Consider the following 14,016-nt stretch of genomic DNA (forward strand, 5'->3'; position numbering starts at 1 on the left):
ATGACGTACCAAACTCATGAGAGCGCAATTGTTGATAAAGGTGCTGTAATCGGCAGCGGTACAAAAATCTGGCATTGGACACATATTTGTTCGACAGCCAAAATAGGAAAGAACTGTAGCTTAGGTCAAAATGTATACATTGGGCCAAACGTAGTTATTGGTAATAATGTAAAAATACAAAATAATGTCTCAGTATATGAAGGTGTCATACTTGAGGATGACGTCTTTTGCGGCCCCTCGATGGTTTTTACAAATGTTTATAATCCGCGCTCTGCCGTTAACCGCAAGGAACAGTTTCGAAAGACAATTGTAAGACAAGGAGCTTCATTGGGAGCTAACTGCACAATCGTATGCGGAAACGAAGTAGGTAGTTATGCTTTTGTAGGCGCAGGGTCAGTTATCAATGAAAGCGTACCTGATTTTGCACTTGTCGTGGGTGTTCCAGGAAAACAAATCGGCTGGATGAGCACATGGGGAGAAAAACTTGATTTACCTTTGGTCGGTGAAAAAGAAGTCAAATGTCCTTTCACCGGAGAATATTACCGTTTAATCAACAATGAAGTTTTCAGGGTTTAATAAGTGCAATTCATTGACTTACAAGCGCAACAAAAGGTATTGAAGCCCCAAATTGACAAACGCATTCAAAAAATACTTGCTCATGGAAAGTATATTTTGGGGCCTGAGGTAGAAGAATTAGAGCAACGATTAGCTGAGTATATTGGCGTCAAGCATTGTATAAGTTGCGCAAACGGAACAGATGCATTGCAATTAGCATTAATGGCTAAAAATATTGGCCCGGGAGACATTGTTTTTACAACAGACTTTTCATTTTTTGCTACAGCTGAAGTCATTAAGTTAGTTGGTGCAACTCCTTGGTTTGTTGATGTAGATTTACAGTCTTACAATCTTTGCCCAAAAGCCCTCGAATCAGCCATTAAAGACTGCAACAATCAGCATCCGAATAAAGCTAAAGCGGTGATCTCAGTAGACATCTTTGGGCTTCCCGCCAACTACCCCCAAATTGAAAGAATCTGTAGAGAACAAAATATACTCTTAATTGAAGATGCAGCCCAAAGTTTTGGAGCGAGTTTAAATGGTGTTAAATGTGGTGCATTCGGCAATATCGCATGCACCAGTTTTTTTCCTGCGAAACCCTTAGGCTGTTATGGCGATGGAGGAGCAATTTTTACAAACGATGATGATACTGCCGAAACATTGCAAAGCTTAAGAGTGCATGGAAAAGGAGAGAATAAATACGACAACATAATGGTAGGTATGAACAGTCGGCTTGATACAATGCAGGCGGGAATTCTGCTCGAGAAATTACAAATTCTTGATGAAGAAAGAGAAAGACGTTGTGAAAATGCCGGCTATTTTAACCTCAAACTTGCCGAGTCGTACCACACCCCAACGCTCCAGAATAATATTCAACCCGCCTACGCTCAATATACGCTGCGCGCGAAACAGCTTCCCAGATACGCAGTCCTAAACAACCTTAAAAAACAAGGTATTCCTCACGCAATTTATTATGAACGCCCGTTAAGCCAACAGCAAGCGATGCGGGGGTGTCTTAAAAGTAAAACGAGCAACGCAGTACAAATTTGCCAGCAAGTTTTCAGTATTCCCTGCCACGCTTATCTTAGTGAAAAAGAGTTAGGCTCCATTGTGGAGGCATTGACAACATGAAATTGCTCACCGTCGTTGGTGCGAGGCCCCAATTTATCAAAGCAGCGGTAATTTCAAGGAATATTGCTGAACATAACCTAACGCACACGAAAATCTTCGAGGAGATCATTCATACCGGACAACATTATGATGATGCAATGTCAGATATGTTCTTTCGCGACTTAAAGCTCCCAAAGCCAGTTGTGAATCTAAACGTAAATAAGGGTACACACGGTGAAATGACTGGACAGATGCTTGAAAAGTTAGAGCAACAGATGCTGCAACGGAAGCCGGACTGTGTGCTCGTGTACGGTGATACTAACTCAACTTTGGCGGCGGCGCTCGCTGCAGCAAAACTAAAAATACCAATTGCTCACATCGAAGCGGGACTGCGTTCTTATAATCGCAATATGCCGGAAGAGATTAACCGGGTAATGACTGACCATCTTTCAAGTATTCTATTTGGCCCTACACAGCAAAGCATTGATAATCTCACGAAAGAAGGGATTACTAAAAATGTAAGCCTTGTTGGCGATGTTATGTTTGACTCTTTTAAGTACTATCATAAACAAATTTCCGACGAAGCACGTCAATTGTTTATGGCAAAGCACAACCTTCGCCATAAGGAGTTTATTCTTGCCACTTGCCATAGAGCTGAGAATACAGAAAGTAAACAGAAGGTTATCGAAATATTAGAGACGCTTGGGAAGTTAGCGAAAGAATTTAAAGTTATATTTCCAATGCACCCAAGAACACAAAAACACATTGAACAATACAATCTTTCTCATTTGCTTGAGAAGATTTTAGTTCTTCCCCCTGCTACATATGAAGATATGATAATTCTGTTGGAGCAAGCCAGATTTGTCATAACCGACTCTGGCGGTTTACAAAAGGAAGCCTGGTTTTCTGAGACGCCGTGTATAACTTTGCGCACTGAAACCGAATGGCCTGAAACACTAATGAACAATAATAACAGGTTATCTCCACCAGTACTGACGGATATTTTAAGCGCCTGTCTTCAAGCTTCCAAACACACCTTTATTCCATCATTAAATGCTTTTGGTGATGGAAGCACAGGCAGAAAGATAGTAGATAAACTTTTGAGTTATTGTAATCATTAACTCCATAGTTGTTAGTGGAAGAGCAATCTAGTTCATTCAGTGTTTTACTATGATAATACACTTTCACATAGTCGCTAAATACTATGACGATTGAGCTTGTAACTGCTATTAACAAAATATATTTACTGCTATGTTTTTGTAAAAAGCAGCCGTGTGGTGTTGATACGTCGTGAAATTATGGTGCTAACTTTACCGAAGGAGCATCTAAACGGCTCAACTTACCATCCGCCAAAAGAGATAGTGAAGAAACAAAACTTTTCAATGGTTATGTCGTTTGAAAATACAACTTAAAAGATAAAAGATGCTTAAAAATATAAACTTACATATTCATTCAAACGAAGAAGAGCAAGATTTAATTGAATCTGAATTAGCTTTAAAAGTAGATGAGAATTCCAAAGAGTCTAAAAATGCCTTACAGCGATTCATTCCTTCTCTAGCTCAAATAGTCAGCAAACACTCACAACAACGCTATTCCATTCTCTGTACCAAAAATAATGAATTTAATATTGTCGATCTCGGACTAGGGCGAGTGATATATGGATTCCATCCCAAACAGGAATCCTTAGATCAAGTTGAGTACTTTAAGAGAAAGAGTCCCTATGTGAGCTTGTTGGAAAGTGAGAATAAGTGTCAGCAACAATCTGAATCACCAAACCCTCTGAGCATTAGAGGAAACTCACAGTACAGCACTTTACAAAGCTACTCACCACTGCCAAAACAAGTAAACTGCCTTGTTATCTTTGGAATAGGTTTAGGATTTCATATTGAAACCTTACTTGACACCCATGACATTAAGCACCTCATTATTTACGAGCCTGAAATAGAGTTTTTTACATGCTCCACGATGATTGCACCATGGAAAAAAATATTAGAAATAGCAAAAGATAAAAATACTACGCTCTATATCCAGCTTGGAAAAGACGGCCGAGAGATTGTATCCGACATATCTCAGCTTCGGGAGCATTTTTCAATTAAAGGCTTCTATTTTTTGCAACATTACCAACATCCAATCTTCAATAGTATTTCGAGCCAATTAAACCAACGGAGCTGGTTGGATATCGAGGAAAAAGGAGTTTATTTTCAGCACAATGAGTCTTACCTGAATTATACCCCACCTTGGTGCCCGCCTATTGATATAGAAACACTTTCATGCGTGTCAGAGAAAAGCTCGTTATTGAAAAAAAATCTAGACGCACTTAAAAAGTTTTTTCCAGAAATTTATCGAGATTTCAAAGATTATATTCCCAAAATATGGATCCCTGTTAAGTCCCCTAATGGTGACATCAATATAGTCAAAAAAGACACGTTAACAAACTGGCATGGCAATTCCCCCAGAGATGAATCGTACTTAAACTTCGAAAACTTCAAAACACACCCAAATCGAGACGGTTTAATCCTTGGATACAATGGTCAAAAGCTAGCCCACTATAAACACTACCAATTTGTAAGAGCCACGGAGAAATTGCTTACTGATATTGAAGAGCAAAGCGGAGCCCTTCCTCAGAATATAAGTTCTATTATTCTGTTCGGGTTAGCTACGGGTTATCAACTGGAATATTTACTCGATGAACACCGGGTTGAAAGGTTATTCATCTGTGAACCCAATTCTGATTTATTTTACAGTTCACTATTTGCTATTGATTGGGCCAAGATCTTAGAGTCTTTCCGAAAAAATAATGGAAGGATTTATATAAATATTGGGGATGACGGCAGCAATCTAATGAAAGATCTTCTTAATCAGTTTTACTCAATTGGTCCCTATTTGCTAAATAACACTTACTTTTATCAATGCTATTACAACTCCGGGCTAAGCAAAGCTATCGCAGAACTCCGAGAACAATTAAAAATAGTCATAGCAATGGGCGAGTACTTTGATCACGCATATTATGGTATTTCACAGACTCTTGAAGGAATCAAAAGGGGCTATCCCATAATGAAAAGTCGCCCGGACCAATATCTTCACAATGACGATAAAGAAGTGCCTGTTTTTATAATTGGCAATGGACCTTCTCTCGACTTTAGCATTTCAGCAATAAAAGAATATCAAGATAAAGCCATCATTATTTCATGTGGAACTGCATTAAAAGCTCTTAAAAATAACGAGATAAAACCTGACTTTCATGCAGAGATTGAACAAAACAGGGCAACTTATGACTGGGCTTCTATGGTCAACGATAGAGCGTTATTAAAGTCTATTCCACTTATTTCCTGTAATGGTATTCATCCAGATACTGCCGATTTATACCAAGAAGTTTTTATCAGTTTTAAAGAGGGAGAGTCATCTACCGTCTCAGTCACTGAACTGGTAAAAAAGAACACTTTTGAATTGTTAAATTTTGCTTTCCCTACAGTTGCCAACCTTGTAGCTAACTGGATTGTCAAACTAGGATTCAAAAATGTTTACTTTCTCGGGGTGGATCTTGGCTGGGTGGATAAAAAATCTCATCACTCCAAGCATTCTGATTATTATGACAATATGGGAAATGAATCCCTCGACTATCACAAGGACTACAATTTATCAATCGCCATTCCCGGAAACCTTCAACCCGAAGTGCTGACTAAACACGAGTTCAAAGTGGCCAAACAAATTTTAGAAGGTGTGTTAGCCAATGCTGACAAGTCCATTGATTTTTTTAATTGTAGTAATGGCGCAAAAATAAACGGTGCCACTCCACTCCGAGTCGACGACATACTTATAACAACGACCCAGAATAATAAGTTTCAAGCAATTAATAATATTAAGAATAACTGTTATTGCTCGGGTGATGAATTAGATTTGTTGAAAAAGTTCACCCAACACTACGATAAAGACAAATTTATTTCAGATATAGACAGTTTCATAACACTCAATGAGAGTGAAATAAATTGCTATGAAGAAGCAGAAAACCTGATTAACATGCAAAAAGAAGTGCTTTTTAAATCATATCGCGATGGTGACTCATTACTATTTTACTATCTATATGGTTCTGTAAATTATGCTAATGCTGTAATGTCAAAGTTACTGCTAGCGAAACATAATGAAGGGGAACTAGTCCCACAATTTGAGAAGTGTAAAATGCTTTGGTGTGACTTTCTAAAGCAGATACGACATCAGGTTGATAGCGGTTTAAATCCCTTTGATCGTTCAGACTTCAAAGTTTTTGCAAGAGAAGCATTACTCAATCGGGTCAACTGTAACAACAAAAAATTGGCGATTATCTCCGACAACAACGCATTTCACGATAGTATTCTCTACCACGTAAACGAGCAGTTAAAATGGCCTTTAGAACTCGAGTCAATTCAAACGAAATACACCAACCGATACTCAACCTTAACATATGACTATTGCATCGTTGAGTTACCAAGCCATTGCAACAGTTTGTCAGAATCACAAGCTTGGATAGAAAAGTCATTAAGCCATATTCACAGCAGAACCAAAATCATAATCGTATTAACACTAAGTAGTTATCACCTCTGCCGACAATTAGCCGAAACTCACCCGAATGTTTTGTTTCTATCACTAGAAGGTTATGATTTGGCAGATTTTAATATCCTAAGAACCGACACTCTGTATATAACCATAAATGCACTTCAGGCCGCTCTTCAGGATCATACAGCAAATGTCATTATTCCTAAAACGCAGATAATTAAAGAAGAAAAAGTCAAATTTAAAACGAGTTCCGCATTATTCGGATTTCACCCGGATGATCTTGTACACGACTACTATTGGTATTTGACTGTCAACATAGACCAAAGAAATACATTCAAAACTCTTAGCCCAAATGGCACAAGAGGATTACAAATAAGCTCCCCCCCCGAAATAGAAAATCGAATTGGAAGAACTTTTAGCAAATCCGAGTATGAAAACTTGATTCAAGCATGTATGGACTCTGTACCTTCTTTAAATGTTTAATGACTTAAAAGAAGACATTGTTCTTATGGGACTTATACCAGAAGTATTATGGGTTTAATTTGAAACACCTTAAAAATAAAGCACAAACCGAAGAGAATAAAATCAATCATTTGCTTTCGGACTTATCTGAATTAACCAAGCAACTTCGATATGGACAGAAAGATAACCATCTGCCCATAGAGACGTTGGTAAAAGCGTTTTTTAAACGGGAACTAGAGCTGACCTGTACAAAAATGTCCCATCTTTTGTGCATCTTTTTGAGAAAGAAGGGGTACAGATGCCAAGCAGTTTGTTTATTAGCTCTAAATGAAGCCACTCCCTACGAACGAGGTCACACCTTAGTAGAAATATATTGTATTAATAAGTGGATCCTGTTTGATCCAAGTTATAAAAAAGTATTTATATCTGACTCCAAATCCATAGGTGCGAGAGAACTTTTGAAACGACGTCAGGTTGATAAAATTCCACTTACTGACATTCAGGTAAAGGCTTCTATTGGTGAGTATGCATGGTGTGGACAAGATCTTTCAGAACTTTATTTAGCGCGAACAAATAATAAAATGATTTACCTCAAATGGCTGAAAAATATGAGTGATCAGTTACTGATATATAAAAAAGGCTTCTGGTTTTTTGAAAGCGGCCCAAATTCACAGTTAATTGAGTCGTTAAATTCTACATATAAACCGATAGATCCTGCAAAATTTAATATGGAGTTTTATCAATGAAAACTTGTCTAGTATTAGGTGCATCCGGAAATGTCGGTCGTATATTGGTACCATTGTTAGCAACAAATTATAAAGTGATCGCTATTTCAAGAGCACCTAATCCGTTCAAATCCGTCTCAAACGTGGATTATATCCAACACGACACCCGCACTTTTGATTTCGAGAGCTTTATTGATATTAAATTTGATACTGTTTATTTTTTAATTCAGTCTCCAAACTTTCGGCAATTTCCAGCTGATAATAAAATCCTTTTTGATATCAATGTAAAGTTTCTTTTTAGCTGTGTAGATTGGGCTCAATCCCACAAAGTAAGGCATTTTTGTTATTTTTCGAGCGGAGGAATCTACCAACCACAGCTCGATCCTATTTTTCCATCAGTGAGCAATATTGGTTTGTTTGAGACTGACTTTTACCAAACGACAAAACTAATAGGTGAAGAAATATTGACCAATTACTCTTGTTTGTTTAAACAGATGACTATCTTCAGACCCTTTTTTATCTACGGACCACATCAACGAAAAGACATGCTTGTCCCCAGGCTTATAGAACAAATTAAACATTTCAAGCCTATTACAGTTGCCGGCAAAGAGGGAATAACGATTAATCCAATCAATGCCTATGACGCTGCTATGGCCGCTATAAAGTCAATTGAAATTGGCAGTGGATTACACCGATTTAATTTAGCCGGAACTCAAAAACTGTCTTTAGTAAGTTTATGTCAAATAATTGCCGAAAAGCTGGATGTAAAATTAAACATTGAGCACCAACTCGACAGGCAAGATAACAAAAATTATATAGCTGATATCAGCGAGTTAATTGAGTCACTTTATACACCAACAGTTGATATTTCTTCCGGTATTGACGAACTCATTTGTAATGGTACTGGCAACTGAAAACTCTGCTCTAACCAACGGCGTATATTTTCTAGCCCATAGTTCGCAATAACATCAATAATGGAAAGGTGAGAAACAAAATCTATCCCTCCTGGCTGCAAGTAAACTGGATGTCGAATGGATTGAAAATCAAAAGATATACCACTATCGGAAAACGAATCGGGGATTATAAAGTCTGTACATCCTGTGCCAGACAGATAATGCGTGGCACTACGTGCAATACATAAATGTAGGACGATATCGTTTCCTAATAAATCTCTTTCAATATCAAGCTCGGAGCTCCTAATGTAGTTGCATGCTAATTTAAAGTTTTGAGATAACTGCAACGTCAAGTGAATGTTATAATCTGCAATGTATTTAAATTCAGCCACCTCTTCCAGTAAAGGGGTAATAACAGATTTCATTTCATCAAAAAACTCAGCTTTCCGATAGGCAGACTCCAATGTCCTTTTTACTTTTGATATGTTGAAAGAACCGTGATCAATTTGAATATTTGCTACACTGGTATTCAGTATATTCTTTCTCACGATAGGTAAAGTAAACCACTTTACCTCTCCACAATTTAAAAATTTATTACGCGATATCCAGCTTTTTCCCCCGGGCATTTGAACATGATCGAAAAACACAAACTCGTCACAATTTCGAATCTTATGAAACAAACCTATCCATGGAAAGAAAGTAGGTTGATGAATACAAATCCTTTTCATAATGACGCAAACTCATCATATAATGGGGAACCTTTGTAGGTGCTCAAATTTATATTAGGAACAACATCGTGCAATTGAAAACAATGCTCGGGGAATTGAGCCTGCAGTTTTTTACCCAACTCACCTAAAATACGTTTCGGTTCAGTGGCTAACTCTGAATACTTGATTTTAAATTGTAGGCGCTCATCACATATCGAAAGGCCTGACTTGAAAGCTTCATTAAAACTATTTATCTGACCTAATATTTGTTGTTTTGCCGGAAGTGACTTTAGTTCTTCATAGTTAACAGGATACGAGCCAAGCCAGCAACTCTCGTCTCCATAATATGCAAGCCTTCCATTATATATGGAAACGGCAGTATCAAACTTATCCCTCTCGACAAATATATAAAATGCATTGGGAATTGATTTTATGAACTGCTCCATGTGAAAAACAATATCAAACCCCTTTACAATCAAAGGGGCCTGAAAAACATTTGCAACCATCTGAAGCTCTTTGTGCAAAGCCAACCAGTCAATATTGGGCCGTTGCAATTCCGCATTATAATTTGATGGGTCTTCCATCAGAAAATGCTTTTGCCAAAAATAGGAAAATTCGTGAGGCTCGTCCACATTTTTAGTTTTACCATAAAAACTTTCAAGCCCATTAGTTTCACGTTCTTCAAAATTTAGAGATTTATAGAGCACAGCGCCCACAAGAGGATTATCCCAAAAACGTGCGACAATATTATTTATCACTGAAAAACCAAAATGATATCGCAAAACTTGGGTCATAAGCGTTGTACCACTTCGATGCATGCCCAGCACAAAAATTAATGGATAATTTTTCTCTATTGGGTATTCGAATGTTTTCTGCCGCAAGTACTCATTGATATTTACCAGTAGGTTCTCAGTAGAAATGTCCTTATTTACATTTCCAGATTTTCGCATTATTGCTTCTTGAAGCCTAAAACTCATGATATCGACAGCTCAGATAATTAAGTCTGATAATTACCCCCCTCTATGATCAGAGGGAGCAGGCGTGAAAAAGTCTACTACTTTCAACGGTGCGGGTTTAAAAGAGTTACCATCGGCTTCCCATACATTTGTATAAGCACTCCATAAGTCACACTTCTGACACACAGGGTTAGACTCCAACTCTTGATTTAAATGTGCTTCGCGAAAGCTTTGCATTTTCTCTGAAGCGTAAATCTCTTGTAATGTATGGTCATTGATATTCCCAATAACCATTGAGTCTTTTTCGGTCTTATGCCAATTAAATGCATAGCATGCTAAAACGTCGCCATTCGAACGAATAGAAGTAGAGTACCATGGAGCAATACAAGGATATCGATTTTCGTTAGGTGTTTCTTCGAAGTCTGGGGTCATGCCGTGAATAGGCTCTCCCAAGTTATACATGGGACGAACAAAGGCTTTATCAGAATATGGAGTGAAAGCCTCCAAAAACTGATCTCTTAACTTTTCATTCTCTTTCGTTCCAATCATAAATACTTGGATAAAAATGTCTTTTTGGCTCAGACCTAATTCTGCTCTTTTCTTGTAAAAATTCCTAACATTCTCACTCACCCGGTCAAATGTATTGGTTTGCGTCACAAACTCATGCCTCTCCTTAGTTCCTTCGTAGAGGCTTAATTGAATATTTTTTAATCCGGAAGTTAGTACTTGCTCAGCGACTTTACCCTTAAGTAACAAAGCATTTGTGGAGATAATAGAATTAATCTTAGGTTTACTCTTCGAGAGATAACGCAAACATTCTCCGAGATGGCGATATTCCAATGTTTCACCTATAGCAGAGATATCTATACTGTAATAGGAGTCGTTAGGTAAGGAGTCGACTAGCTTTTTGAATGTACTGAACTCCATTTCTGAACGCTTCTTGTACATCTCTCTAACTGTATCAGAAGAAAAAGGACACATTCGACAACTGAACATACAAGTCTTTTCATTAAACGAAACGTTGATCACTCTTGGCAACTTTCCACCAAACAGGAATAGCTTTTGCCCAGCCATAGTATGCAACAAAAAATTTTGTGCAAAAGAAAAAATGGACTGCACATTTAGCAACCTCGACCATATTCCGGACTTGTTTTTATATGACATTAAGAATATTTCTCCGATACAATTTCAAATACACAATCACTCCCCTGGTACCTGGCTTTAAAAAACGATTCAGTATCCACACTTTTACCAAGCTCTATTTCTCCTTCCCCTGCTATTCCGATGGGAAGCAAATCACAATCCAAGATTTGCTCTACCACTTCGTTCCTGGTAGTAATTATGTCAGTGTAATGATTAGTTATCGGTAAGTTTTGCTTATAATTTAGCGTATTCTCTCTTGCTTCAACAGCCACTTGAGCAGGATCATAATCAGATGTTGCGTTATGCAAAGAATTTTCTAAGAAATCATACCAACCGTCACCATTCATGTTGATATACATACGCCCCCCCGGTTTTAATACCCTGGCCAACTCCCGTAAGCTTTGTTTCCAATCTGTTAAGAATAGAACTCCGTAACAAAAAACAAAATCGAAGGAGTTATTCTCATATGGTAATGACTCCACACTCCCTTTTTGAATCCGGACGTTTCGCTTGTTAAGTAATTCAAAAATCTTTTGGGCTGTTATAACCCTCATATCACTAAACTCTATGGATTCCACACTTGTATTTAGCTCTGCAAGCGCAATTGACCACTGCCCAAAACCAGCACCAGCATCCAATACTTTGTTTGCATTATAAAAACCAAGCTTTTCTAGTCTCCGGCGATATTTGTCTACACCTTCTGAATAAACTCTGGAAACAAAATCTAAATCGTTCTTTTCCAGGTTAATTCCAGCTTGATTCGTAATTTTAATTAATTGCTCAAAAGATAATGCCATCTCTTTTATCTCTTTAAGTGATTGAAATGATGATACACGTTTTGTAACGCATTGAATGTACCCGCCCCTTCAAATATTTGCCTGGATAATGCGCTTATATCATTGAAATTGGGACGACTCTTTTCGTACCAGTCCATGTAAGGCGTATTCAAATAAACATGAATAGGATGAAAGTCAAAGACACACAAACCTGTACACTGCTTAATCAAGCTTACCGAAAAGTCTTTGTCCGTCATAAAGCAGATATCATCCTCCCATCCATGGGGCACTTTAATTAGACCATTCCAAATCGCCCAAGGCCTCATCTCCAAATCTTGATGAAATGGGACAAAATGGTTACAGTCGTATAACAAACCTTTGCTCTTGAACATATTTTGAAGTGTACCGCTTTGGAACAAAGAATGGCTTCTTATTGATTTGGCCTCTGGGACCAATTCCAAAAGTTCATCAAGAATTCTCTCGGCTCCACCTACATCACCTTTACCATCAAGTAACGAATTAAAATTGGGGTGAATCCCAACCTCCATTAACTTATTACTCCTTATTCGATCTAATAAGGGAGTATTATGTGTTACGAACCAAGTGGCTTTAATCGATTTACATTCCAACCAGTCGAGCACAAAACTAAGTACGTCATCGTGAGCCCAATCCATATCAAATGTTAAAAAACATTTGTTCTGCCACGTCAAATCATCATTTAAACGTATTTCATTTATGGTTTTAAATAGCAATACAATACCCTATCATCTTTCATGAAAGTGGTGCCGATAATAACAATCAGGATGTGTTAGAAGATAAATCCTATTCGGTGAGTCTTGTTCTATATGCTCCGAGGGTGTGCGCCGATCGTTTTCCAGCAACTTTCCGCCTTCATACGACTTCCATTGAGTCCATTCTGAATCGGATATATATCTACAGGCGTTAAAAATAGTCTGATCATAAGCCTCATATACCAAACCAAAATCGTCTGGTTTTCGGTTATCCCAGAAGCTTAAATTATTGTAACCAGTGTGATCTCCATGAGAAGAGGTGCCTAATATCTTAATACCGAAGTAATCTTCAATGATCATTATTTCTTTGCGTAGTGAACTTTCGGGATTTCTATTACAAATTCCTTGTAAATCAGCGAGTTCAGTATGCAGTCCAATTTCATGCCCATCTCTAATCATCCTCTCAATAAGATTAATTAAAGAAAACTCAAAAAGATTATATGTCGGAGAGTGAATCCTGAGAAAAAAAGTAGCTTTAACCCTCAGATCTTGCAGAATATCCAAAAAAAATGTTGCTTTTTCAGGTTTCAAATCAACATCAACCCTGTTAATTACGAACTTTTCCGGTTGTGTTTCACTGAAAAAATCTTTGACGGGTATTATCTGATACCCATTTAAAAGTGCCGTCTCTAAAGTTGATTTGTAAGTTGCGAACGTAAAATTCACAGATACCCCCACCCAATCAAAATAATCCCCTTAACTCACCTTGTCAGTTATAACACTCTGCCGCGATTGCAAAACTTCCCAGACTCCTTAACCGATAATTTGACAAAGTAATTACTATCATTCGTCGCATGTGCATTACCGAGAGAAGTTCTAATCAGTTTTAAGTATCCTTGCTGTGCTCAACTGCGACAATTTTAGCAGGCACACCAAAAGCTTTGGTCCCCGGTGGCAAGCTTCGATTTACTAAACTGTGCGCGCCTACAACACAACCGTCGCCAATTGTCACGCCTCTGGTAATAACTGTATAAGGACCGATATAACAGTTATTTCCTACACTAACAGGATCTTGCTCTGGTTCGGCCTCTCCACCTGAAATAGCCCATTTTACCGTGTCATGTGTGTAGATTTGCACCCCTGCAGAAATAGAGCAATGGCTACCGATAGAGAGTCCTCCTCCACTGCCATCTAGCAAAGTGTTGGGTCCTATCCAAGTGTTTTTACCAACTTTTACCTCTCCCAAAACCAAAGCGCTATCATAAATGCTGACGCCGTCTTCAAATCCCATTGCTTTAGCCTTTTCCCAGCGATTGCTGACATAATCACCAAAAGGTAGTACACGCTTCCAAAGCTTATAGTAGGCTTCGCGTTGCCTTCGTAAGTAGTAGCGGAAACAATGATTAAGAATTTTTGTCAGCATTAACC

Annotated in this window: 13 protein-coding genes; 6 read left to right on the forward strand and 7 right to left on the reverse strand. The window is 38.0% G+C overall.

All coding sequences use genetic code 11. The annotated features are described in order from the left end of the window. The 6 genes from LJ740_RS12650 (at position 1) to LJ740_RS12675 (ending at position 8,296) form a co-directional block, all read left to right on the forward strand. Entirely contained in the window at positions 1-576 is a 576-nt protein-coding gene (locus tag LJ740_RS12650) for an N-acetyltransferase (RefSeq protein WP_229529453.1), read from the forward strand. Between the two features lie 3 nt (positions 577-579). After that, on the forward strand, positions 580-1,686 hold the full coding sequence (locus LJ740_RS12655; RefSeq protein ID WP_229529454.1) for a DegT/DnrJ/EryC1/StrS family aminotransferase: 1,107 nt from the start codon (positions 580-582) through the stop codon (positions 1,684-1,686). Then, positions 1,683-2,786: a non-hydrolyzing UDP-N-acetylglucosamine 2-epimerase gene (gene wecB, locus LJ740_RS12660; protein ID WP_229529455.1), complete on the forward strand. Its 1,104-nt coding sequence runs from the start codon at positions 1,683-1,685 to the stop codon at positions 2,784-2,786. Before LJ740_RS12655 ends, wecB begins: the two co-directional genes overlap by 4 nt. A gap of 301 nt (positions 2,787-3,087) precedes the next feature. After that, on the forward strand, positions 3,088-6,678 hold the full coding sequence (locus LJ740_RS12665; RefSeq protein ID WP_229529456.1) for a 6-hydroxymethylpterin diphosphokinase MptE-like protein: 3,591 nt from the start codon (positions 3,088-3,090) through the stop codon (positions 6,676-6,678). A gap of 59 nt (positions 6,679-6,737) precedes the next feature. After that, complete coding sequence (locus tag LJ740_RS12670) at positions 6,738-7,403, forward strand: transglutaminase domain-containing protein (RefSeq protein WP_229529457.1); 666 nt, start codon at positions 6,738-6,740, stop codon at positions 7,401-7,403. Further along, the gene (locus tag LJ740_RS12675; protein ID WP_229529458.1) at positions 7,400-8,296 is read left to right on the forward strand and encodes an NAD-dependent epimerase/dehydratase family protein; all 897 of its coding nucleotides are present in this window, start codon (positions 7,400-7,402) and stop codon (positions 8,294-8,296) included. Before LJ740_RS12670 ends, LJ740_RS12675 begins: the two co-directional genes overlap by 4 nt. Here LJ740_RS12675 and LJ740_RS12680 read toward each other — a convergent pair. The 7 genes from LJ740_RS12680 to LJ740_RS12710 form a co-directional block, all read right to left on the reverse strand. Further along, complete coding sequence (locus tag LJ740_RS12680) at positions 8,230-9,003, reverse strand: WbqC family protein (protein ID WP_229529459.1); 774 nt, start codon at positions 9,001-9,003, stop codon at positions 8,230-8,232. The two genes, LJ740_RS12675 and LJ740_RS12680, sit on opposite strands and share 67 nt — an antisense overlap. Then, positions 9,000-9,932 (reverse strand): sulfotransferase, encoded by a 933-nt coding sequence (locus tag LJ740_RS12685; protein ID WP_229529460.1) that lies wholly within the window; start codon positions 9,930-9,932, stop codon positions 9,000-9,002. The genes LJ740_RS12680 and LJ740_RS12685 overlap by 4 nt, the downstream gene beginning before the upstream one ends. A gap of 60 nt (positions 9,933-9,992) precedes the next feature. Next, positions 9,993-11,057 carry a radical SAM/SPASM domain-containing protein gene (locus tag LJ740_RS23325; protein WP_229529461.1) on the reverse strand — a complete coding sequence of 355 codons (1,065 nt, stop codon included), beginning with the start codon at positions 11,055-11,057 and terminating at the stop codon, positions 9,993-9,995. Between the two features lie 44 nt (positions 11,058-11,101). After that, positions 11,102-11,878, reverse strand: coding sequence for a class I SAM-dependent methyltransferase (locus tag LJ740_RS12695; RefSeq protein WP_229529462.1), 777 nt, complete (start codon positions 11,876-11,878; stop codon positions 11,102-11,104). A 5-nt stretch (positions 11,879-11,883) separates the two neighbouring features. Continuing rightward, on the reverse strand, positions 11,884-12,531 hold the full coding sequence (locus LJ740_RS12700) for a polysaccharide deacetylase WbmS family protein (protein ID WP_407676418.1): 648 nt from the start codon (positions 12,529-12,531) through the stop codon (positions 11,884-11,886). 90 nt (positions 12,532-12,621) lie between these two features. Beyond that, positions 12,622-13,314: a polysaccharide deacetylase family protein gene (locus tag LJ740_RS12705; protein WP_229529464.1), complete on the reverse strand. Its 693-nt coding sequence runs from the start codon at positions 13,312-13,314 to the stop codon at positions 12,622-12,624. 160 nt (positions 13,315-13,474) lie between these two features. After that, positions 13,475-14,011: an acyltransferase gene (locus LJ740_RS12710; RefSeq protein ID WP_229529465.1), complete on the reverse strand. Its 537-nt coding sequence runs from the start codon at positions 14,009-14,011 to the stop codon at positions 13,475-13,477. Positions 14,012-14,016: the final 5 nt, after the last annotated feature.

Origin of the sequence: Planctobacterium marinum (genome assembly GCF_020687805.1) — a bacterium.
GTDB lineage: Bacteria > Pseudomonadota > Gammaproteobacteria > Enterobacterales > Alteromonadaceae > Planctobacterium > Planctobacterium marinum.

Excerpts from the sequence above, each read along its gene's own strand:
- LJ740_RS12695 (WP_229529462.1), bottom strand. The coding sequence starts at position 11,878 with ATGGCATTATCTTTTGAGCAATTAATTAAAATTACGAATCAAGCTGGA.
- LJ740_RS12680 (WP_229529459.1), bottom strand. The coding sequence starts at position 9,003 with ATGAAAAGGATTTGTATTCATCAACCTACTTTCTTTCCATGGATAGGT.
- LJ740_RS12700 (WP_407676418.1), bottom strand. The coding sequence starts at position 12,531 with ATGGATTGGGCTCACGATGACGTACTTAGTTTTGTGCTCGACTGGTTG.
- LJ740_RS12665 (WP_229529456.1), top strand. The coding sequence starts at position 3,088 with ATGCTTAAAAATATAAACTTACATATTCATTCAAACGAAGAAGAGCAA.
- LJ740_RS12685 (WP_229529460.1), bottom strand. The coding sequence starts at position 9,932 with ATGCGAAAATCTGGAAATGTAAATAAGGACATTTCTACTGAGAACCTA.
- LJ740_RS12710 (WP_229529465.1), bottom strand. The coding sequence starts at position 14,011 with ATGCTGACAAAAATTCTTAATCATTGTTTCCGCTACTACTTACGAAGG.
- wecB (WP_229529455.1), top strand. The coding sequence starts at position 1,683 with ATGAAATTGCTCACCGTCGTTGGTGCGAGGCCCCAATTTATCAAAGCA.
- LJ740_RS12650 (WP_229529453.1), top strand. The coding sequence starts at position 1 with ATGACGTACCAAACTCATGAGAGCGCAATTGTTGATAAAGGTGCTGTA.
- LJ740_RS12675 (WP_229529458.1), top strand. The coding sequence starts at position 7,400 with ATGAAAACTTGTCTAGTATTAGGTGCATCCGGAAATGTCGGTCGTATA.